This is a genomic window from Gracilibacillus massiliensis (assembly GCF_001458115.1).
Classification (GTDB): Bacteria; Bacillota; Bacilli; order Bacillales; family Amphibacillaceae; genus Gracilibacillus; species Gracilibacillus massiliensis.
On sequence record NZ_CZRP01000013.1, the window covers coordinates 1,267,438 to 1,289,631 of the forward strand.

General features: G+C 36.3%; 24 protein-coding genes and 1 riboswitch. Of the genes, 17 read left to right on the top strand and 7 right to left on the bottom strand.

The window, feature by feature from the left end; genetic code table 11:
* Positions 1 to 4 precede the first annotated feature (4 nt).
* Complete coding sequence (pfkB, locus tag BN3107_RS17790) at positions 5 to 925, bottom strand: 1-phosphofructokinase (protein ID WP_058308962.1); 921 nt, start codon at positions 923 to 925, stop codon at positions 5 to 7.
* Complete coding sequence (locus BN3107_RS17795) at positions 922 to 1,677, bottom strand: DeoR/GlpR family DNA-binding transcription regulator (RefSeq protein ID WP_058308963.1); 756 nt, start codon at positions 1,675 to 1,677, stop codon at positions 922 to 924. Before BN3107_RS17795 ends, pfkB begins: the two co-directional genes overlap by 4 nt.
* Positions 1,678 to 1,842: 165 nt before the next feature.
* On the opposite strand from BN3107_RS17795, the gene BN3107_RS17800 reads away from it, so the two are divergent.
* Positions 1,843 to 3,195, top strand: coding sequence for a hypothetical protein (locus BN3107_RS17800; protein ID WP_058308964.1), 1,353 nt, complete (start codon positions 1,843 to 1,845; stop codon positions 3,193 to 3,195).
* A 50-nt stretch (positions 3,196 to 3,245) separates the two neighbouring features.
* Here the strand turns inward: BN3107_RS17800 and BN3107_RS17805 are convergent, their stop codons facing one another.
* Both BN3107_RS17805 and BN3107_RS17810 read right to left on the bottom strand, forming a co-directional pair.
* Positions 3,246 to 3,776, bottom strand: coding sequence for a hypothetical protein (locus tag BN3107_RS17805; RefSeq protein WP_058308965.1), 531 nt, complete (start codon positions 3,774 to 3,776; stop codon positions 3,246 to 3,248).
* Between the two features lie 102 nt (positions 3,777 to 3,878).
* On the bottom strand, positions 3,879 to 4,853 hold the full coding sequence (locus BN3107_RS17810; protein WP_058308966.1) for a helix-turn-helix transcriptional regulator: 975 nt from the start codon (positions 4,851 to 4,853) through the stop codon (positions 3,879 to 3,881).
* A gap of 165 nt (positions 4,854 to 5,018) precedes the next feature.
* Between BN3107_RS17810 and BN3107_RS17815 the strand changes: the two genes are divergently transcribed.
* From BN3107_RS17815 to BN3107_RS17830, 4 genes are all read left to right on the top strand, one after another.
* Entirely contained in the window at positions 5,019 to 6,101 is a 1,083-nt protein-coding gene (locus BN3107_RS17815; protein ID WP_058308967.1) for a saccharopine dehydrogenase NADP-binding domain-containing protein, read from the top strand.
* A gap of 97 nt (positions 6,102 to 6,198) precedes the next feature.
* Positions 6,199 to 6,606 (top strand): preQ(1) synthase, encoded by a 408-nt coding sequence (gene queF / locus BN3107_RS17820; protein ID WP_058308968.1) that lies wholly within the window; start codon positions 6,199 to 6,201, stop codon positions 6,604 to 6,606.
* Positions 6,607 to 6,905: 299 nt separating this feature from the next.
* Entirely contained in the window at positions 6,906 to 8,090 is a 1,185-nt protein-coding gene (locus BN3107_RS17825) for a DUF418 domain-containing protein (RefSeq protein WP_058308969.1), read from the top strand.
* 95 nt (positions 8,091 to 8,185) lie between these two features.
* Positions 8,186 to 8,659, top strand: coding sequence for a DinB family protein (locus tag BN3107_RS17830; protein ID WP_058308970.1), 474 nt, complete (start codon positions 8,186 to 8,188; stop codon positions 8,657 to 8,659).
* Positions 8,660 to 8,881: 222 nt separating this feature from the next.
* Here the strand turns inward: BN3107_RS17830 and serC are convergent, their stop codons facing one another.
* A complete protein-coding gene (gene serC / locus BN3107_RS17835) occupies positions 8,882 to 9,961 on the bottom strand; it encodes a 3-phosphoserine/phosphohydroxythreonine transaminase (protein ID WP_058308971.1) in 1,080 nt (359 codons plus the stop codon).
* A 55-nt stretch (positions 9,962 to 10,016) separates the two neighbouring features.
* A riboswitch (ZMP/ZTP riboswitch) is annotated at positions 10,017 to 10,098 on the bottom strand.
* A gap of 227 nt (positions 10,099 to 10,325) precedes the next feature.
* Here serC and BN3107_RS17840 point away from each other — a divergent pair.
* The 5 genes from BN3107_RS17840 to BN3107_RS17860 all read left to right on the top strand — a co-directional run bounded on the left by BN3107_RS17840 (position 10,326) and on the right by BN3107_RS17860 (position 13,668).
* Complete coding sequence (locus BN3107_RS17840; RefSeq protein ID WP_058308972.1) at positions 10,326 to 11,036, top strand: HAD family hydrolase; 711 nt, start codon at positions 10,326 to 10,328, stop codon at positions 11,034 to 11,036.
* Positions 11,037 to 11,408, top strand: a complete 372-nt coding sequence (locus tag BN3107_RS17845; RefSeq protein WP_058308973.1) for a PilZ domain-containing protein — start codon at positions 11,037 to 11,039, stop codon at positions 11,406 to 11,408.
* A gap of 38 nt (positions 11,409 to 11,446) precedes the next feature.
* The gene (locus BN3107_RS17850) at positions 11,447 to 12,604 is read left to right on the top strand and encodes an MFS transporter (RefSeq protein ID WP_058308974.1); all 1,158 of its coding nucleotides are present in this window, start codon (positions 11,447 to 11,449) and stop codon (positions 12,602 to 12,604) included.
* A gap of 84 nt (positions 12,605 to 12,688) precedes the next feature.
* Entirely contained in the window at positions 12,689 to 13,090 is a 402-nt protein-coding gene (locus tag BN3107_RS17855; RefSeq protein WP_058308975.1) for a DUF4395 domain-containing protein, read from the top strand.
* A gap of 119 nt (positions 13,091 to 13,209) precedes the next feature.
* Positions 13,210 to 13,668 carry a VOC family protein gene (locus BN3107_RS17860; RefSeq protein ID WP_058308976.1) on the top strand — a complete coding sequence of 153 codons (459 nt, stop codon included), beginning with the start codon at positions 13,210 to 13,212 and terminating at the stop codon, positions 13,666 to 13,668.
* A 23-nt stretch (positions 13,669 to 13,691) separates the two neighbouring features.
* On the opposite strand, the gene BN3107_RS17865 is transcribed toward BN3107_RS17860, so the two are convergent.
* The gene (locus BN3107_RS17865) at positions 13,692 to 14,426 is read right to left on the bottom strand and encodes an EcsC family protein (protein ID WP_058308977.1); all 735 of its coding nucleotides are present in this window, start codon (positions 14,424 to 14,426) and stop codon (positions 13,692 to 13,694) included.
* Between the two features lie 120 nt (positions 14,427 to 14,546).
* Between BN3107_RS17865 and BN3107_RS17870 the strand changes: the two genes are divergently transcribed.
* The 5 genes from BN3107_RS17870 to BN3107_RS17890 all read left to right on the top strand — a co-directional run bounded on the left by BN3107_RS17870 (position 14,547) and on the right by BN3107_RS17890 (position 19,666).
* On the top strand, positions 14,547 to 15,272 hold the full coding sequence (locus BN3107_RS17870) for a MerR family transcriptional regulator (protein WP_058308978.1): 726 nt from the start codon (positions 14,547 to 14,549) through the stop codon (positions 15,270 to 15,272).
* Positions 15,273 to 15,414: 142 nt separating this feature from the next.
* Positions 15,415 to 16,548 carry a zinc-dependent alcohol dehydrogenase gene (locus BN3107_RS17875; RefSeq protein WP_058308979.1) on the top strand — a complete coding sequence of 378 codons (1,134 nt, stop codon included), beginning with the start codon at positions 15,415 to 15,417 and terminating at the stop codon, positions 16,546 to 16,548.
* A gap of 91 nt (positions 16,549 to 16,639) precedes the next feature.
* On the top strand, positions 16,640 to 17,362 hold the full coding sequence (locus BN3107_RS17880) for a DUF421 domain-containing protein (RefSeq protein ID WP_058308980.1): 723 nt from the start codon (positions 16,640 to 16,642) through the stop codon (positions 17,360 to 17,362).
* 66 nt (positions 17,363 to 17,428) lie between these two features.
* Complete coding sequence (locus tag BN3107_RS17885) at positions 17,429 to 18,889, top strand: phospholipase D family protein (RefSeq protein WP_058308981.1); 1,461 nt, start codon at positions 17,429 to 17,431, stop codon at positions 18,887 to 18,889.
* Positions 18,890 to 19,012: 123 nt separating this feature from the next.
* Positions 19,013 to 19,666, top strand: coding sequence for an SIMPL domain-containing protein (locus BN3107_RS17890; protein WP_058308982.1), 654 nt, complete (start codon positions 19,013 to 19,015; stop codon positions 19,664 to 19,666).
* Here the strand turns inward: BN3107_RS17890 and BN3107_RS17895 are convergent.
* A complete protein-coding gene (locus BN3107_RS17895) occupies positions 19,656 to 20,765 on the bottom strand; it encodes a GGDEF domain-containing protein (protein ID WP_058308983.1) in 1,110 nt (369 codons plus the stop codon). The genes BN3107_RS17890 and BN3107_RS17895 overlap by 11 nt on opposite strands.
* A gap of 214 nt (positions 20,766 to 20,979) precedes the next feature.
* On the opposite strand from BN3107_RS17895, the gene BN3107_RS17900 reads away from it, so the two are divergent.
* Positions 20,980 to 21,159 carry an H-type small acid-soluble spore protein gene (locus BN3107_RS17900; RefSeq protein ID WP_058308984.1) on the top strand — a complete coding sequence of 60 codons (180 nt, stop codon included), beginning with the start codon at positions 20,980 to 20,982 and terminating at the stop codon, positions 21,157 to 21,159.
* Between the two features lie 12 nt (positions 21,160 to 21,171).
* The gene (locus tag BN3107_RS17905; RefSeq protein ID WP_058308985.1) at positions 21,172 to 22,038 is read left to right on the top strand and encodes an SDR family oxidoreductase; all 867 of its coding nucleotides are present in this window, start codon (positions 21,172 to 21,174) and stop codon (positions 22,036 to 22,038) included.
* Positions 22,039 to 22,194 lie beyond the last annotated feature (156 nt).

Genomic DNA, 22,194 nt, shown 5'->3' on the forward strand with positions numbered 1-22,194 from the left:
GAAACTATTCTATTTCTTTTACTACTACTTGTGGCAGTAACGCCTCTACTTCTGCTTTCGTGCATAATGTTTTCGAAAAAGCTGTTGCACTGCCTGCTGCTACTGCGAATTGTGCTGCTTCACGTGCATTATTTGTTTCTTGCCATTTATATATAAATCCAGCTACGGCAGAATCGCCTGCCCCAACCGAATGAACAGCATGTCCTTTAGGTGCACTCAATTTGAAAACACCTGCACTTCCAACATAGATCGCACCGTCTTTCGCCATCGATACTAATACATGCTCGATTTCTTGCTCGTTATGAAGACGTTTTGCTAAGGCAATAATGTCCTCATCATTATTAATTTCTTCATCAAATAAATCGGCTAGTTCATGATGGTTCGGCTTAATAAAAGCGGGACTTGCTTGAATAGCTTCTGTAAGTGGAGCACCACTTGTGTCTAAAATAGTTGGAACACCTTTCTCATTTAGCATTGCTACCATATCCCGATAAGCACTTTTGGAAAGTGATTGCGGTAAACTGCCAGCTAAAACAACGATATCCTCGCTCGATAATCCTTTTAATTGGTTTAACAATTCTTGATAATGGTTGTCTTCAATCGTAGGAGACACACCATTCATCTCCGTTTCTTCAGCTTCTGATTTCATTTTTACATTAATCCTGGTATCTTCCGTTAATTCGACAAACCGATGACGAATCTCCATACTGGTGAGATAGTCTGTAATAAACTTACCGGTGAAACCTCCGACAAATCCTAAAGCAGTCGATGATACGCCAAAACGATCCAGGACTCGAGAAACATTAATTCCCTTTCCCCCTGCTTCTTTATAATCTGCTTTGCTTCGGTTTACTTGACCCGCACGGAACTTTTCCACTTGTACAACGTAATCGATTGCCGGGTTTAGTGTCACAGTATAAATCATACTTGAACCTCCTCTACTGTTGATAAGTTTTTAATCTGTTGGATTAGTTCATCTTCTATCCCTTCGGATGTAATAATATGCACATCAGAAACATCGCCAACATTAGCAAAAGCTATTTCGCCAAACTTCGAAGGATCTGCTAACACAAATTTTGATTGTGATTGCAGAAGCGCCATTTGCTTGACACTACCTTCTTCTGGGTCTGGAGTTGTTAAGCCGTGTTCTGGATGGATACCATTTATCCCTAAAAAACATTTGTCAAAACGATATTCTTTAATCGCATCAACCGCCTTAGTACCTACTAAAGCTGCCGTACCTTTCTTGGCTTTACCTGCAATGACATATGTTTCAATACCGTATTCAATTAACAGCTGGACATGGGGAATACCATTCGTGACGACCACTACTGCTTTATCCTTCAGAAAAGGGATTAATTCTATCGTTGATGAACCTGCATCAAGATATATAGTGTCACCATTTTCTACTAAATTTGCTGCTCTTTTAGCAATGGCGTTTTTAGCTTGCTGATTTTTGCTTGTTTTTTCTAATAACGAAGGTTCATCCCGTTTCTTTTTTAGCAAAGAAGCACCGCCATGCACTCGTTTAATCAATTGCTTCTTTTCTAGTTCTGTTAAATCTCTTCGAATGGTGGATTCAGATGCCTGTGTATCTTCACAGATTTTCTTTACCGTCATAATCTCCTTCTTTTTCAATAAGGATAAAATTTTCTCATGACGTTCTGCTGTTAACATCATTTTCATCTCCCTACGCCCAACTTTAAATCGCTTACACACAGTATACAATCGTTTTCGATCATTGTCAATCACAATCGATCATAAATAACCAAACTTGATCATCATCTACTAAAACGGGATATGTTATCATAGGTACATGACCTGATGAAAGAAGGACAACATATGAAGCACACGATTTGGTTTTTCTCTATTGTTTTTCTGTTACATATTATTTCTGTATTTTTTCCGAATCCACTACTTTCATACACTTTAGGATTTTTAGCACTGATCATGCTTATGACCAGCTTTCTTCGTGCATCAAAATTATTTCAAATTTTAGGGACAGGTTTTATCACCATTGGCATTATCTTGTTTTTCTCTACAGGTCTAACCTGGGTAGAGGTTATTCCATTGTTAGGTAGAAACTTGTCCTTATTAGCTCTACTTTCCGTCTTGCCTTGGATGAATAGTGTGGTTGCTGCGGGACGATTTGATAAGCTGATGCAGCATCTACTGCAAGGAAATGTCCAACATTTGGGACAGCTCTATCAAAGAAGTACTACTGCTATGATGTCTTTAACAGCCTTTTTAAATGTATCTTCCGCCACTATTGCCCAGGATGTTCTGGTTGATAACCTTAAACCTTTCAAGAAAAATATAGCCAATAAATTTATTATGATGACAACCTTAAGAGGTTATTCACTGGCCTTACCTTGGAGTCCTTTGGAAGTATTATTAGCAATGGCGATCTTTATAACCGGGGTTAATTACGCAGCTTTACTACCTTGGATGATCTTCATTACTATTCTGATGTATGCACTCGATAGTTTGTGGGGACGCTGGTTCTTTCGCAAATATGATTATCCATCACTAGAAGCTACACCTAAACGTAAGCAAAACGATCAAAAACGGTCAAAGATCATACAATTGTCGATTGCTTTAAGCTCTTTTCTTGCTTTTGTAATCTTGCTAGGCAATCTGCTTGATATCGATTTTATCCTGATCGTCACATTGTTAGTATTTCCTTTTGCATGTGTCTGGGCGTTAGTCATGAAACGCTGGAAAAGCTTTTGGGTGATTGGTACAACACGTTGGAAAAATAGCATGAATAATATGCACAATTTTATCGTTTTATTTGTTACGCTTGCCCTATTTACTAATACCTTAAATGAATCTCCTGCATTAATGATCGCTCAAGAGCCAATCATTCTGTTTGCGGATTATCCGATCGTTATTTTAATCATGATTCAATTATTATTTGTATGTTTAAGTATGTTTGGGGTTCACCCTGTTGCAACAATAGGGATACTTAGTGGGATAAGTTCGTTGTTAATGGATGTATTAAGTCCAATGAGTCTTGCGGTGATTTTAATTATTGGCGGGGTATCAACGGTTCCGATTGGTACATATGGACTTGTTGTTACGATTATTTCCATGAGTTTAAAGCAGAGTCCATACTATATTACCTACTATAATCTGATCTATTCCTTTGTGTTTGGTTGGATTGGAATTTTATTAGCTTACTTATTAATATAATATGATGCAGACCGCTTCAAAAATCTTCTAACAGCGGTCTGCCTTTTTTATCATATCGAACGACTAAACTCTAATAATAATGCGAATTCTACTGCTTGGATTTGTCTTAACTTTTCCGCCTTTTCACTCTGTTCGTTGTTCTTCGATACTTCTTCTTCCACCAAATCAATAAACAGATTTGGATTCCAACTGCCCCATTCTTTTATTTCTGGTAAAATTTTTATTGCCTCTTGATAAAGCGATGAATAAACCTCATGTTCTCCAACATTTGAAAACCAATATTTTGCGTTTCCATAATCCGCTTCTTGTCGATGCATAATGCCATGCCAGTAGCTACCGACAGGTTCTTTTATCGATTGTGATATAGTATGCGATCCATACAAATCATCATTCCACAATAATAAGCCTGATCTAGTAGCACTTACTGCTAGAGATGAAGGGTTGTTTGTTCCTGTTACCTCTTGATCATTTAAGGACATGATTTCTTGGCTTAATTCCTCATTCCAAATGTTCTCTGGTTTTAATGGTGGTAAGGGGTGACGATTTGTAAAGGTTTGGACTAGTTCTTCATGTCTGCTCATTTTTCTATTCCTCCTAAAGATGGATTATCTTATGTTCTTAGTGTAACGAATCACTGCTGTCACAACCAAATAAAACGCTTTCTTTTTTTGAATTCTCTTATCCTAATTTCCATTTACCATACTGATTAATTTACTTCTAGTGTTGATATCTGTTTTGAAAAATATTGATTTCAGGTGATCTTGTACGGTATATGGTGAAATCGATAATTGCTTGGCAATCTCTTTGGTAGTGTCACCTTTGATTAGATAACGAATAATTTCTGATTCTTTAGCTGTCCATTTATAACATTTTGTTAAATATAAAAACCAATCCTCATGTGACATCGGACTTTTCTTAATTACTATTACCGTTTTCCCATCATAATCTGTTAATCGCGAGGCTTCTAAAGCATATAAGAATCCTATACTATCCCTCATCATAATCTTTGTGTATTGCTGATGTTCTTTCAGTAATCGATAAGAGATGGAACGAATTGAACGAGGAAGTTGGTTGTTATTAATAGACTCTTCCTCACAAAGCTGATGAATCCATTTTCTCGCTTCATCATTTTGATACATTATCGTAAATGTTTCCGACATAATCAACATCGGTTGAATAGCTAATGGAGCTGCTTTATGTGTCGCAGTTAAAAGATGTTCATTTAGAATGTTTACAATATTTTTAATGTTTTTCTGAATCTTCTTCACTTCATCCAGGTGAAAAGCCAGATGTCTTCTATATAAACTAGCAAATCCAAGGCATGTATCCCCTGTTACAAAAGCAATTCTCATTTCATCTTTAAACCCAGCTGGTTGCAAAATCATTCGTAGTCGTTTGCTTTTCTTAACATAGATGGAACTACTTAACACCTTAACAGGAATGCCAGAAACCACCATTTCCTCTTGTGAATGAATATCTCCTTCCAAGTATTCATTCACAAATAATTGCGGATGTATTTCTTCAATATCGGAATCGGTCAAAGCACCTGTCGTTAACAAATTATTAGGATCAACGGTTCTAATACAGCAAGCATCAAACGAACAAAGAGCATACAATTTTTGTCGGACTCTTTCTCTCACCACAGTTGCTTCATTCATCTAACTCCCTCCCTTATTTATGGGATAGTTTTATTCAATGGTTTGATTATAATTGAGAATGATTATTAATTATATCATATAGGGAGGTTATTGGCATGACTAAAAAAGCATCGACTAATACATCAACTAATCGCAATCGTACTAAAAGAAGGAACGGTGAAATAAATGAGGGATAAAATCATTGTGATAGGCGGATATGGTAATGTCGGTAGCATCATTACTCAAAGATTGGCAAAAGTATTTGCTGGCAAGGTTTATGCCGCTGGAAGAAGTAAAGCAAAGGCTGAAAAATTCGCCCAAGAAACGAATAACAAAGTAAAGCCGCTTGTCTTTTCTATGAAACAAGCTATTAGTGAAGATTGGTTTTCAGAGATCAAACTTGTGATTGTTTGTATCGATCAACAGGATACAACATTTATGGAACAGTGCTTAAAAAATGGCGTTGCTTACGTTGATATAACAGCAAACCGGCATTTTTTAACGATGGCAAATAAGTTTAATAATGATACATTTACAGCTCCAGCTATTCTAAGTGTCGGGTTCATTCCAGGCATTTCAAATCTACTAGCTAGTAGAATACAACAACAGTATCCCACTATTCACCGGCTAGATATTGATGTCTTGCTTGGACTCGGGGATGAACACGGAGAAGCAGCTCTGCAATGGATGTTGATGCAAACCTACCGTCCTTTTACCATCTATCAAAATGGGCAAAAAATAAAGAAAACACCTTTTTCTGATAAAAAAGCAACTTTCTTTGATGGCAATTCTACAAAACATTATACGTATCGCTTTCCCTTTCCAGATCAACAAACACTTTATCAAACATTAGAGGTTCCAACCATTTCAACACGGGTCTGTTTTGACTCTAGCATAATGACAACAGCATTATATTGGCTTTGTAAAAGTAGAATGAATCAATTACTTAAAATCCCGTTGCTAAACAAACTATTTTTAACCTTTCTAAAGAATTGGAAATACGGGTCTAAGCAATGTATCGTAAAAGTGGAAGGACTTGATACAAATGGGTCTAACCATTTAACATTCAGCAGCGAAGAAGAAGCAACTGTAACAGCAAATGTTGCCACATGTGTCGCACAGGCATTAATTGAAAATAATTTCGAGCATAAAATTTATCACATTGAAGAAATCTTTAGTCTCACACAAAATGCTGATCAATTACATTTACAAGTAACAAAAACCAAAAAAAGTTACAAGTTAGACAAGGGATCCATAGACGTAATCTAGCTAACAGCCTTGCCACAACAGTTTGTAGTTTGATATACTAAATTTTCAAAGCAGTTCGAAACCATCCTGCTTTATCAAAACTAGGAGGAAATTAACGATGTCTGAGAATTATTACTTACCACGTTCGGGACCAATGCCGCGTCCGGAAAATGTTGAGCAAGGTAGAGAAGTACTTAAACAAGAGGCTTTTGATGCACCAAATGTGCAAAATGTTTCTTTTCGTGCACAAGAATTCACGGCTGTCTGTCCTAAAACGGGGCAACCTGATTTTGGAACCGTAGAAATCTCTTATACACCTCGCGACAAATGTATCGAATCAAAATCATTAAAGTTTTATCTTTGGTCTTATCGTGATCATGGTGCTTTTTGTGAATCACTTGCAGCACAAATTGCCGATGATATCATGTGGGCAATTGAGGCAGCTACAGTCAAAGTAATTGTCCATCAAACTGCCCGTGGCGGAATTGAATTAACAACAGAAGCTATCAGAGAATATTCGAGTTAATGTTTAAAGCAAGCACCTGTAAAAGTAGTGCTTGCTTTTTCTGTGTTTTCTTTTCCGTTTTCCTTCTCTCCCATAATACTGGGATATATTTTCATTAGAATGCTTTTATAATTGCTAATAGGGATAGCTAATCGATACGAATTTTCTTTATATATAGGCTTCATATAAGTGGGAGCTAAGACTTCCACTTATTGATAGCGAAACTTATCAGGAAGTTAGCGTCCATTTATCCCACATACCTTCTTTGATAAATTTCGCATCTTTTCATTTAGGATAACTTTTACAATAAGGAGGCCATAATGAATAAAGCGATCATTCCAACGAATAAAAAGGACCGACTGGTGGAACTTGATGTAATCAGGGGGATAGCCCTGTTTGGCATTCTAGTTGTGAACATTAATTACTTTTCTACACCAGCTTTGTATGCTGACATGTTTCACATGAGCGAAAGTCTTACTCTTCCAGAAAAGTGGCTAAAGTGGATCACGATTTTCTTTTTTGAATTTAAATTCGTCAGTCTATTTTCCATACTGTTTGGTGTTAGCTTTTCTTTATTTCTAACCAGATTAAAAACACGTGGGATTTCTGTTAATACTTTATTTAAAAGAAGATTATACTTCTTGCTTATAATTGGGTTGATACACCTTTTCTTCTTTTGGTATGGTGATATCTTGACGATTTATGCACTACTAGGATTTCTATTACTCTTGTTTGTCGACACCAAACCAAAGGTGCTACTGAAATGGATCATCTCTTTACCTCTCCTCCCAATTCTAATGCTTACTTTCGGGATGATTTTTCGAAATAACATCCTTTCTACCTTTACGGTACAGATAGCGAGTATTTATGAACATGCTATCTATTATTATGCTAACGGGACAGTAGTTGATATATTTAAACAACGACTAATAGATATCGCATACATCTACCAAGGTTACGTTTTGATGATACCGGTTATTTTCTCAATGTTCTTATTAGGTATGTATATATGGAAAAGTGGATATATCACACAAATAAGTACATATAAAAGGGAACTACAGAAAACCCGAAAATATAGTGGATTGACCGGTATGATATTTTCTTTTTTAGCAGTTTGGGCAGATGAACAGATAGAAACGATTACTTCACCATTCTATTTCATCCAATATATGAGTCAGGTAATTAGCGGACCTGTTTTTGCTATTTTCTATATGACTAGCTTGTTACTTTTACTCCAAAATAAAATTTGGCGACAACGATTGTATTATTTACAATCAGTTGGACGTATGGCTCTCACAAACTATCTGATGCAAACCTTTATCTGCCTACTGATTTTTTATAGTTTTGGTCTAGGACTATTTGGACAATTAAATCTCATAGCATCTTTTAGCATTACAATTCTCATCTTTTTAGTCCAAATCGGATACAGTCATCTTTGGTTGCATTATCATAGGATGGGACCGATAGAAATGATTTGGCGAACATTCACATACAAGCAAAAATAGAAGAAATACTTTCTGTTTCTGAAGGCACTTTGCATGAAAAATGTAGCTTACATCTGTTACAGTTATAATGTAGTACTTTAATAGGAGTGACAGAAATGTATCGCAAAATAAATGACTTTATCAATGATTGGGATAATGCAGCCCAAGGAACTACAAAAGTTTTAGAATCACTGACAAATGAAACATTAGATCAGGCAATTGTGGAAGGACACAATACTCTAGGATGGCTCGGATGGCATTTAGCCACTTCGCCTGCCTTTTTTGCTAGTATTGTAGGACTGGAAGTTAAAGCTTCAGATCCCAAACAAATCCCTGATAATGCCTCTACCATTGTAGAAGAATATAAAAAGATAGTGCATGATATCCGCACAGAGGCTCAGAATCAATTAACGGACGAAAAATTAAATGAAGAGATTGATAGCATGGGTATGACGACAACAAGGGGTGCAATGCTTCGGACTTTAATTGATCATCAAACACACCACCGTGGTCAAATGACCGTATTATTGCGCCAAGCAGGTTTAACGGTTCCAGGTGTTATGGGGCCTACTAAAGAAGAGGGCAAATAATTTTTGCTTTTTATCTGCCAAAGACACCTTTTAAAAATACTTGTTTTGGGCGATATAATGATATATCTACCAAAAAGCGGATTCCATGCACTCTCTTTTGGGTGATATACTAATTTATCGCCCAAAACGAGCATTTATATCGCTTCCATTTGGTTGATAAAGTTAACTTGCGGACGATGATACAAAAGAAGCTGCCTAATATAACAGGCAGCTTCTTTTGTATTATTTATGTTCGTTCTCAAATTTTTCCATAAAGCTAATTAAATCCTCTACACCTTCAATCGGCATTGCATTATAAATGCTTGCACGCATACCACCTACAGAGCGATGGCCTTTTAATGTCTCCAATCCTTCTGCTTGTGCTTGTTTAACAAAGTCACCATCTAAATCATGACCTGGAATAATAAAAGGTATATTCATAATCGAACGGCTATCTTTCTGAACCGGAGAAGCATAGAAATCAGATTGTTCCACATAATCATAAAGCAATTCTGCCTTCTTTTCGTTACGTGCTTGAATCTCTTGTAAACCGCCTAATTCTTTGACCCATTCAAACACTAATTTCGCCATGTAAACCCCATAAGTTGGTGGTGTATTGTATAGGGAGCCACTTTCACTATGCGTTTGGTAATCTAACATAGTTGGGCATATGTCTGATGCATCTCCAATTAGATCATCGCGAACGATCACGACTGTTAAACCTGCAGGCCCGATATTTTTTTGTGCCCCTGCATAAATGACACCAAATTTAGATACATCGACCTCTTCAGATAAAATATTAGAAGACATGTCCGCAACTAATGGTACATCTCCTGTATTAGGGATGGCACGAAATGCTGTTCCTTCTATCGTATTATTGGTTGTAATATGCACATAATCAGCATCAGGACTAATCATGTTTACATCTATATTTGGAATATATGTGAAATTTTCATCTTCTGAAGAAGCAATTTCCTTTACCTCGATAAATTTCTTAGCTTCCTTCATCGCCTTTTTCGACCATGAACCAGTGTTAACATAATCGGCCTTACCATTCTTCTTTAGGTTTAGCGGCACTGCCGCAAACTGTTGTGACGCACCACCTTGAACAAATAACACTTTGTAATTATCTGGTATATTCATCAATTCGCGTAATAAGTTTTCAGCATCGGTAATGATCTCCGTGAACAAACCCGAGCGGTGACTTAGCTCCATAACCGACATACCAGAATCCTTGTAATTCGGTAATTCTGCTTGTGCTTTTTCTAAAACTGCTAATGGAAGCATTGACGGACCTGCTGAGAAATTGTGTACTCGTTTCATCTAACCACACTCCTATTAATTTTTGTAAACAGAAAGAGGTAAGGACTATATCCTTACCTTTTGCCCAGGCGAGCGGCTATCGACACTATGTGCTCCCTTGCGGTTCGATCCGCACCTCGCCAGTTACACATAGTCGTTTAACTTTGTGAAAATTATAACAAGATTCTAACAACATTTCAATCGAAATTACTGTAAAATTTTTATTAAGGCATAACGCTAACTAAATAAGTTGCCATTTCGTAACAGATAGTAACCTCAAAGTATGGTAAAATGTCTAACGAAGCTATTCAATCACTAGAAGTTATATACTCCTATGAAACTTATCAGTGTATTACAGAGGATTAACTAAAGGAATGAGATAACAATGGAAACTATTATTTTTGATGTCGACGATACATTATATGATCAATTACAACCATTTCGTAATGCTGTTCATCAGCAATTAAACGCTTCATACAGTAAAAAACAAGTTGAATCATTATATCTAACGAGTAGAAAATATAGTGATAATGTTTTTGAAAAACATATGAACGGGGAAATCACAGCGCTTGAATTGCAAACCTATCGAATTACGCAAGCGTGTAAGGACTTTGGTCTGAACTTATCCTATCAGGAAGCCGTGGCTTTTCAGGAAGCTTATTTACGCGAACAAAATCAAATTAGCCTGTTTTCAGAAATAGAAGTGCTACTAAATCATTTATCATCCAATCATTACCAATTAGCGGTTTTGACTAACGGAGAAGTCGATCACCAGATGATGAAAGTAGATCAGCTTGGTATTACAAAGTGGATTCCAAAAGAAAATATTTTTGTTTCTGCAGGAGTTGGTCACTCTAAACCAAGCCATAAAGTTTTTGAACATTTAGAAGAAAAATTAAAGTTGAGCAAAGACAACACGATATATATCGGGGATTCTTTCGAAAATGATATTGTTGGTGCTAAACAGGTTGGCTGGAAAGCAATCTGGATGAATCATCGCTCCAGAGAAAAGCCAGACTCAAATTACCAAGCCGATTATATCATTCAAAACCCCAATGATTTATTACCCATTTTTCATGTGATGGAGGAAGCATAAATGAGATACAAACGTGAAGAAGGATTTCGTTATGTGTTTAAAAAACCATTAGTTGGAACACTTCAAATTATAAAAGTAAATGAAAAAGAAGTTGAAAGCAATCCTGGTGAAGCTTTTTTTTACGACCTTAGCCCTGGTGGTGCTAAAATAGCAACAGAGTTTGATTTGCACTATAAAAAAAATGAAATTATCATCCAGCTTACTTTTGAGTTAGAGTCAGAACACGTAGTAAACGGAAATATCGTCTGGCAGGATGAAGATTACCATGATGGTTATTATTACGGAATCGAACTGTTGATTGAAGAAGAAAAATCAACAGAAATTATTGATGAATTAAAATCTTTTATACAAAAGGAAAAATCTAATAAGTGATGTGTGAAGGTCATTTATCATACTTGGAGTGAAACGCTTTGGAATCAAGAAAAGTCTTAGGCATTTTATTTGCCGTTATGTTTTTAGTAATGGTCGGGTTTGGAATCATTATACCCGTCTTACCATTTTATGCAGAGGAGTTAGGGGCCTCTCCCTTAGCACTAGGTTTATTGATGGCCACCTATTCACTCATGCAATTTATTTTTTCCCCGATGTGGGGAAGAGTTTCAGATCGCATCGGAAGAAAGCCTGTTTTGATGATCGGTATCGCTGGATTAGCATTGTCGTTCTTCTTGCTAGCATTTGCGTCTCAATTATGGATGCTTTTTGCTGCTCGAATTATCGGCGGTTTTTTTTTTGCTGCTAATATGCCGACGGTTATGGCCTACGTTGCTGACATCACGAGTGAAGAAGATCGAGGAAAAGGAATGGGGATCATAGGAGCTGCAGTTGGTCTAGGCTTTATTTTTGGCCCAGCAATTGGTGGCGTGTTTTCTGAACAAAACCTTACGATTCCATTCTATTTAGCTGGTGCATCTTCCATAATCACTTTTTTATTAGTCACCTTTGCTTTGAAGGAATCACTACCTAATGCAAATGAATTAGTCGAGCAAAACAAACGGCCATCGATTTTACAGGCGTTTAAAGAACCAACAGCAAATTTATTTATCCTACAGTGGTTTGTTTCGGTATCCTTAGCAGGGCTTGAGGCTACTTTTGCCTATTTTGCTTTTGATCGGGCCGGACTTGGAACCGTTGAGCTCGGTTATATATTTATGATAATGGGACTAGCTGGCGCCTTGGTTCAAGGTGGTCTTGTCGGAAGAATGACGAAAAAATGGGGCGAAGGAAATGTCATTCAAATTGGGATTATTGTTTCAGCAATTGGATTCGCTTTGATATTATTGGTAAACAACTTCCTTACCGCAGCTATCTTTTTAACCGTTTTCGGCTTAGGTAACGGCCTCATTCGCCCTAGTGTGTCCTCACTGCTAACAAGAAAAGCAAAATCAGGGTATGGCCAGACGACCGGATTACTATCTTCTTTTGATTCACTCGGTCGAATTATCGGGCCTCCACTCGGTGGAATACTGTATGGCTTAGCCATTTATTTACCATATGTTGCAGGTATCCTTCTTTCTTTGCTAGCACTAGTTATTTATTATGTTTACACAAAGAAAGAACAAATCATATAAGAGCATGCCACACTTGGTGTGCTTTTTTCTTTATTCCTAGTAAATTACTGTGTATAATCAGAATACAAAGAAGGAGGAATTTTCATGTCGATACCGAAACCACTCGTACAACTTAATCAACTTTTTATATTAGTGACCGTATTATCAGGCTTACTAATATCTCCATATATTTTGATATTGCCACTGACAATAGGCATTATAACCTTAGTGACTAAATCAAATCCTGTTATACTATTGGGCAAACGTTTTTTGAGAAAACCAATGAAAAGTTACCGACAAGAGGACAAGCAACAGCAATTATTCAATCAATGGATTGCTACTATTTGTGTTGCTCTATCCATTCTCTTTTTCAGTATAAGCATTCACTGGGCAGCGTACCTCTTTGGCATCATGGTCATCCTTGCTTCTGGATTAGCATTAGCTGGATACTGCATCGGCTGCACAATCCGCTATCGTTTTATCATGTGGAAACATAAAAAGGGATAGGCATAGTCTAAAAGCCAACAGTCTGTCCTCTTGTATCCAAGCTAATCTTTTGTATTTGTTAGAGTGCCATGGTATTTTTAAACGGTAACATCGCAACCAACATTAAGGGGGTAATAAATGTGAGTAAAAACATGCTTGGCTCAAATGTAATTACACAGGTGGCTATTATTGTAGAGGATATTGAAAGCGTTTCCGGAAATTATGCGGATTTTTTCGGACTTGAGAAACCTAACATTATTACGACAGATCCATATGAAAAGACTCAAGCACAATATCGTGGTAAGCCTACGGAAGCACGTGCTAAATTAGCGTTTTTTGATATGGGTTCATTACAATTAGAACTAATTGAACCAGACGAACATCCTAGTACATGGAGAAAACATTTAGAAGAGCATGGTGAAGGTGTTCACCATATTGCCTTCGTGGTCAAAGGAATGAATGAAGTGATCTCAAGACTAGAAACAAAAAACATGCCACTTATCCAAAAAGGCGAATATGAAGGTGGCAGATATGCTTATATGGACACCCAAGACCCTTTAAAAGTAATGATCGAACTCTTAGAAAATGGTGAAGACTAACTTCAAAAGCTCATCTCTCCCAATCATGGGATGATGAGCTTTTCTTCGTTACTGTCATATATTCTTGTTCGATAGGCATTTTTAGCCGTTTCCCCTAATTGGTCTAGCAGATTATAATTTGCATAAGCTCCAACAATTGCACCAAGTCCTGGGATCATTTGAAATAGTTTTATTAAATCAATGTAGTCGCGATACTCTTGTTGAAATTCTCGCCAATCCATATCTGTCAAGCGTGTTTTCTCCTCTGCCCAATGCTTAATAAAATAAAAGGTTTCCCTGCGTTTATCATCATTTGAAAAGGCAAGCTGGAATACATGTAATAAAAATAACCTTTCGTCATACTTTTTCGTATCGAAGCCATAAATACTTGCTACCTCAAATAGGAATTTCATTTTAATCGATAATAATAATGGAAAATCGGCCAATCCTAAAAAGATTCCGCCAGCCCCCGTTCCCGCGCCTTCAATCGTTGCTGTTTTGCGATAACTTTCAAGCTTTTGTTGTACGATCTTCTCTTTTTCCTCTAAGTTCATTCCAACTGTTTGGTTTTTCTTCGTAGTAAAATCAGAACCAACTAAAGTTGTTTTCACCATATGTTTAATCGCTTCTGTTACTATTTCATGTGCTTTTTCAGGAACGTAACTATTTATTTTATTTTGCACATTTTTTGATAGCTGCTGAAATGGGCTTTTTTTCTTTAAGATGTTTCGTTCCCAATTCAGCATCTCCTGGTATGCTTGTTGTTCATATTGATTCATCGTATATCTCCCTCACAAGTCATTTAATGTTAATACGAATGTATACCACAAAAAGTTTCATTAAAGTTCTTGACTCTTACGTTACGTTATACTTTAGTCTAGATACGAGGAGGAAAACAGATGAAGATAAAAGAGGTTGCAACTATCAGTGGTGTAAGTGTGCGCACCTTACATCATTATGATGAAATTGGACTTTTATCACCGAAAAAGTCCAGTGATTCAGGCTATCGCATCTATACCGATCATGATCTATCCACTCTTCAACAAATATTATTTTTTCGAGCACTGGATTTTCCATTGAAGAAAATTAAAGAAATTATGTCTGACTCTCATTATAACCAATTAGAGGCGTTAGAAATGCAAGAAAAACTATTATTAAAGCAGCGACAGAAATTGGATGAGATGCTCGAAACCATTCAAAAAACGATACAAAATGAGAAAGGAGTTTATCAAATGAGTAATAATGAAAAATTCAAGGGCTTTGATTTTAGCCACAATCCTTATGAAAAAGAAGCCAGACAACGCTGGGGGGATCAAAAAGTGGATGAGGCTAAACAAAACGCTGGTAATATGACTCCAGGTCTTCAAGAGGAAATGAATCAAATTTACCGTGATTTGGCTGAGATACGTGATATCGATCCAAAGTCTGATCAAGCACAAACTGCTATTCAAAAATGGTATGAATTTCTGAATCAACATTTTACAACCTATTCTCCTGAAAGCTTTCAAGGTTTAGGGATGATGTATGTGCAAGACGATCGTTTTACGAAGAACATTGATCAATTCGGAGAAGGATTAGCCTCGTTCATGAGTGCAGCGATGTTTGAATTTGGCAAAAATCATTAATTTGTTGCACAGTTTATTCCTTTTACACTAATCCCAAACGATTATTCGAATAATCGTTTGGGTTTTTATTATGACATCCCTTTGTATAACAAACCATACTAATGGCAGAATAAGATAAAAATGTTAAAAGGAAGTGAATGTCGTGAAGGCTGTTACTTATCAAGGAAAACATGCGATTGCCGTAAATAAAGTAGTTTTTCCCTCTATTCAAGACCCAGAAGATATTATTGTTAAGATTACTTCTACTGCCATTTGCGGGTCAGACTTACACCTGTATCAAGGTAACTTTCCATTGCCAATCGGTTATCAAATTGGTCATGAACCAATGGGCATTGTCGAAGAAGTTGGGCCAAGTGTAACAAAATTAAAGAAAGGGGATCGGGTAGTTATCCCCTTTACAATGGCGTGCGGTAAATGCCCGTATTGCGATAATCACCATGAGAGCCAATGTGATAACGCCAATCCTCATTATGATTCTGGTGGATATTTAGGTTATTCAGAAAAGTTCGGAAACTATCCAGGAGGGCAAGCAGAATACCTGCGAGTTCCTTTTGGTAATTATACACCTTTTCTCATTCCACAAGATTGTGAACTAGACGATAGCTCTCTTTTGTTTCTTTCAGATGTGCTCCCAACTGCCTACTGGAGTGTCACGAATGCAGAAGTAAAAGAAGGCGATACCGTTATTGTTTTAGGCTGTGGACCGGTTGGTTTGATGGCGCAACAGTTTGCATGGAATCAAGGTGCTGAACGTGTGATTGCAGTAGATTACATTGACTATCGACTAGAACACGCAAAAAAAATCAATAAAACAGAAACGTATGACTTCACCAAACATGATGATATTGGTGAATATCTTAAAGAAATAACGAAAGGTGGAGCAGATGTTGTGATTGATTGTGTCGGAATGGACGGTAAAAAATCACCTCTGGAATTTATTGAACAGAAACTAAAATTACAAGGTGGTACATTAGGTCCTATTCAAATAGCAACAAAAGCAGTAAAAAAATGTGGAACCGTACAAATAACTGGCGTATATGGCGGCAATTATAATCTGTTTCCGCTTGGAGCCTTTTTCTCAAGAAATATTCAATTAAAAACGGGACAGGCTCATGCCCGTACTTATATGCAGCCCTTGTATCAACAAATCGTTAATAACGAAATAGATCCAACTCAGATTATTACCCATCAACTTCCACTTGAGAAAGCTGCACATGGTTATGATATATTTAATCGAAAAGAGGACAATTGTATTAAGGTGATTTTACAACCCTAATTTTCATTTTTGTGTATCTATGCTAATTATATGTATCAATGCTTACATCCCGGGAAAAATAGGATCATTATTTCGGTCGGGAGTGAGTACATTGGCATTATTATCAGACCTTCTCATTGTAGTAGGAAGAATTATTACGATTCTTCCTTTACTTTTATTTATTACATTGTTTATGGGCAAAAGAGCGATAGGTGAACTGCCTGTATTTGATTTCCTCGTCATCATTACCTTAGCATCTGTTGTTGGAGCAGATATTGCAGATCCTGATATCCAACATTTCCCTACAATTGTCGCGATTATTATGATTGGTCTATTGCAAAAGGTGGTATCCCATTTGAAAATTGCGAACCGAAAAATCGGGAAGCTTCTCACATTTGAGCCAACGGTTGTCGTCTATGACGGAACTTTTCTGAATCAGAATCTAAAGAAGATTGGATTTTCCATTGATAATATACTGCAAATGTTACGAGATAAAGATGTCTTTGAGATTTCAGAAGTAGATATCGCGATTATCGAGGCAAATGGATCATTAAGTGTTTTAAAAAAAAGCGAAAAGAAACCTGTAACAAGAGAAGATTTAAAAATAACGGATTCACCCTCCTCTATTGCCTATCCAGTGATAATCGAGGGAGAAGTTGATCACAGTGTATTACATGCTTTAAACCTCGATGAAGACTGGCTACACAAACAATTACATCAGAAACAAATAACATCTGTAAATGATATCTTTTTCGCCTCTATCAATTATAAAAATGAACTACAGATATCTCTTTATGATGAATTAGTAATAAATATTCCATCAATCAAACATTAACTTCTTCTTAATAGGGTATTAAGGTATTGTAACGATACTTTAAACTCAGCTAAGGAGAATAACATCATGAAAAGATGGTACAAAAAGAAACGATATTGGGCAATTTTATTGATCCTTATTTATGCATCAGTTATTGCTTATCAACAATTCAAACCATTACCAGATAACACTTCCTATCGAGGTGATTGGCATGAAGTGGGTAACAACGATATTGAGTTTTTATATGATTTAACCTACCAAAAAGATGGAAGTGAAAAATACGATCAACAGATTTTTGATGAAGTATATCAAACAATTGAAGAAGCAAAGCAATTCCTCATTCTTGATTTTTTTATGATGAATGAATCCTCAAGCTCGAGCCGAGATTTTCCTGAAATTAGCGAAACAATTAGCCAGAAATTGATCCAACAAAAAGAAAAATTTCCAGATATGAAAATAGTTTTCATTACAGACCGAATCAACACGACTTATTCTTCCCATTCTGCCAAACATATTAAACCTTTAGAGGATGCTGGCATTGAAGTAATATATACCGATTTAGAACGTTTAAGAGATCCTAATCCTTTATACTCTGGTATATGGCGAATGGCATTACAATGGTTTGGCCAGGAAGGAAAAGGTTGGTTAGCCAATCCGTTTGGTTCAGAATTACCAGATGTCACAGCCAGATCTTACTTGGAATTATTAAATATTAAAGCGAATCATCGCAAAGTAGTAGTTAGTGAAAATAACGGTTTAATCTTATCAGCTAACCCTCACGATGCTAGTGGTTTTCATTCCAATATTGGATTTAAAGTAAAAGGAAATATTCAAAAAGATATTATTGAATCTGAAAAAGCAGTGGCTTCTTTCTCAGGAGGTAATCTTGATGCATTTCCTGATAAACAAGAATTAAATGCTATCGACTCAGAGTCCCAAGAATCAAGTGAAGAGACTGCAAAAATGCAATTAGTAACAGAACAACAAATTCAAAAGGCAGCGACAGAATCGATTGATACTGCAAAAAAAGATGATGAAATTTGGTTAGCTATGTTTTATTTGGCAGATCGAGATATAGTAGACGCACTAAAAGAAGCTGCAGACAGAGATGTCGATATTCATATCATTCTTGATCCTAATCAAAATGCATTCGGCAATCAAAAATTAGGGTTACCAAATATTCCTGTTGCAAGTGAATTGGTAGCAGAGGACCGAGAAAATCTTACCGTCAAATGGTATAACACTAGCAAAGAACAGTATCATTCTAAAATTCTTTTTGTTAAAACAGAAGATGCTAGTAAAATTGTCGCAGGATCTGGTAATTTTACCTCACGCAACATCGATAATTATAATTTAGAAACAGATTTATATGTGACTGCTTCGAATGATGTAGCCATTATAAAAGATGTGGAAGACTATTTTCATCGCATTTGGAATAACGAAGATGGTATATACACAGACGATTATGATAAATATGCTGATTCATTACCCTTTGTCAAAAGAGTTGGTTATACATTGCAGAAAATCACCATGTTTACAACCTACTAACAGAAACAGGTATTCCCTATTCACGCTACATTCGTTTCTTCGATGCTAGAAAAGATGCATATTTTTCTTCTGTGGAGCATTTGATGAAGGTAAGGATGTTCTATGGAAGGAAGGAGAAAAAGAATGCACACTAAAGCAAACCAAATGATCAAAAGAAACGTTAAGGTGTACGGAATAGGGAAAATACTTGTTGAGCCAGATGCTGTTGAAGTTCGAATGGGAGTGGTTACTCAAAACATAGAGGCAACAGTCGCACAACAAGAAAATGCGAGGATCGTACAGCAAGTGATCCAATCTCTCGAAAGTATTGGTATTCCAAAAGAAAATATTCAAACTGTAGATTATTCGATTTTTCCTCAATATGACTATGTCAACAATCTCCAACAATTCACAGGTTACCAAGTAACCAACATGTTATCGGTAACCACAAGCATTGATCACATTGGTGAAGTGATAGATACTGCAATATTCAATGGAATCAATAGATTGACCGATATTTCATTTGCGGTCACCAATCCGGATGCTTATTATCAACAAGCCTTACAATTGGCTCTTTATAATGCTTATAGCAAGGCAGAAACTATTTCTCAAACACTTAGAGTATCTCTCGATCCGACACCTATTACTACAATAGAACAATCTACTATGCCACCACCGACTCCCTATAAGTTGTTATCAAGCACAGAAATGGTCGGTGGAGTAGCCACCCCCATTGAGCCTGGTCGAATCGAGATTGAAGCTAGGATAGAAACCTGTTTTAATATTTTTACTGGATAACCTCTTTTCTTTCATCATACATTACTTGGTTTTTACCATTTCGTTTAGCAGCATAAAGTAATTCGTCCGCTTCTTTGAACAACGCTTCTTTCGACATACTTTTATTCAGATTTTTTAATCCTATACTTACCGTTATATTTCCATGTAACTCCTCGTGGTATTGATAAGCGATATGCGACCGTACTTCTTCCATTTTTTCGAGGGCTTGATCTATACTTTTATTTGTAAGTAAGACAGCAAACTCTTCACCACCGTATCTTGCAACAACATCATTTTCTGTTAATTTATCAGCTATATCTAGTGCCACTCTTTTTAACACAACATCTCCATTACTATGCCCAAATTGATCATTAATTAATTTAAAGTCATCAATATCGATAAGGGCAAGTTGTAAAGGCATATCATACGAGACGCTTTGCTCATGTAAAAAATCTAAATATTCATGAAATGTTTTATGATTATAAAGGTTCGTTAACGCATCAACCTTAGATAACCGTTCCATCATGGCACTTTTTACAATTAACTCCTTCTCTTTATCTGTAGCTCTTTGCAAGAAGTACAATACTTCATTGCCTCTTTCCAGAACAATTAGATAAACTCGATAACCAGCCCATAATACAAAGAAATATGCGAAAAACTCATATTCATTTGCAGACGCTCTTACAGAAGGCAATACATACAGAGAAGCTAAGGCAATAAGATTAATATACAAACTAAACCGTAATTTCTTTTTATCAAAAAAGATTAAAATAACCGCCATAGCTAATAAGAAAAGTATTTGTAAACCAGGTACAGTAGGATGGTTAGCGACAGTTACAAGGGCTGCAATTGTACCTGTAAACATTAGTAATTTCGGACTATGAATTTTTCTAACTTTTATCACATAGCTAGCTAATAACAAAATAAATAGTTGAATAGCTGTCGGTAATAATAACTTATTAAAAATAAATTCGATTACATATCCAGGAAAATAAATGATAGTCGTAATTAACCCAATAACCTGACCAACAAAAGCAATCAATACCATAATCCAATAGATATATAATATTTTTTCTGCCCATAATTGATCATTAAAATTTTCTGGTCGAGTTTTTACCATAGACTTCCCGCCCTTTATCAGTTTCATACGTAGGATGTTATAACCATTATACACCTATCATTAGGTCTATCCACCTAAAATTTTCTACTTTGTGAAAAATCGAAATTTAATTCCGATTACTTTTACAATTTCTTTTCAATTTGGAAGCAAATGTTTAAGATACGTGAGGAACGGTAAGAGAATAACATAAGAAAATTTAAGGAGGTAACAAGTAATGAATTTAATGCGTGCCAAAGAGATAAAAGATGATCCAGTAATGCAGGATGTTGTTTATAACGGAGGATACGTCTATATAGAAGATGTGAATGATGACACCCAAAAAGCGCTTGTTAGATATACTAAACAATCCGAAGAAACATTTGAAGTAGATGTGACAGAGCTTACCGAAAAATAATGGAGGGTAGACATGCAACCACAAGAGATGCAAAATGGAAAAACACCTAGACAAAAGCAAAATAGACAACCAGGTATCGAATCTGAAATGAATCCACTGCCACATCAGCCCTTAAATTATAAAGGATCAGATAAATTAAAAGGGAAATCTGCCCTTATCACTGGGGGCGATAGTGGTATTGGCAGAGCTGTAGCAATCGTCTATGCGAAAGAAGGAGCAAATGTCGCTATTTCCTATTTAGACGAACATGAAGATGCACAAGAAACTAAGAAGCTAGTGGAAGAAGAAGGGGTCAAATGTATCTTGTTACCGGGAGATATTAAAGATCCTAATCATTGTGAAAAGCTAGTAGAAGAAACAGTCTCCCATTTCAATGCCATAAATATTTTAGTAAACAATGCCGCAATTCAATATATAAGAGAAGATATTGTGGATATATCTAATGAACAATTTGAAGAGGTCTTTCAAACCAATTTTTTCTCTCAATTTTATCTTACTAAAGCAGCTTGCAGGCATATGAAAGCTGGTGATTGTATTATAAACACTTCATCTATTAACGCTTATAAAGGAAATGGTATATTAATGGATTACACTGCGACTAAGGGGGCAATTACTGCCTTCACTCGTAGTATTGCTCAAAGTCTTGCCAAAAAAGGCATTCGTGCAAATTCCGTGGCGCCTGGGCCGGTTTGGACCCCTTTAATCCCTTCTTCTTTTGATGAAGATGGTGTAGAGAAGTTTGGACAGGATGGCTTAATGGGAAGACCTGGACAACCTTCTGAACATGCATGGCCTTATGTAATGCTTGCTTCTAATGAAGCTTCCTATATGACAGGTCAAGCGATTCATATTAATGGTGGATCATGGACATCCTCCTAATCAAGATTGGACTGGGTTTGCTCAGTTCAATTTTTTTTGCATCGATACAGGAGTCTCCATTACATTACATTTTGATTACAAATTATTAATTTCTTGCTTTTTATGATTAAAACCGTGCATCGGTGGTATTTAATAATTAACATATTCATAATATGG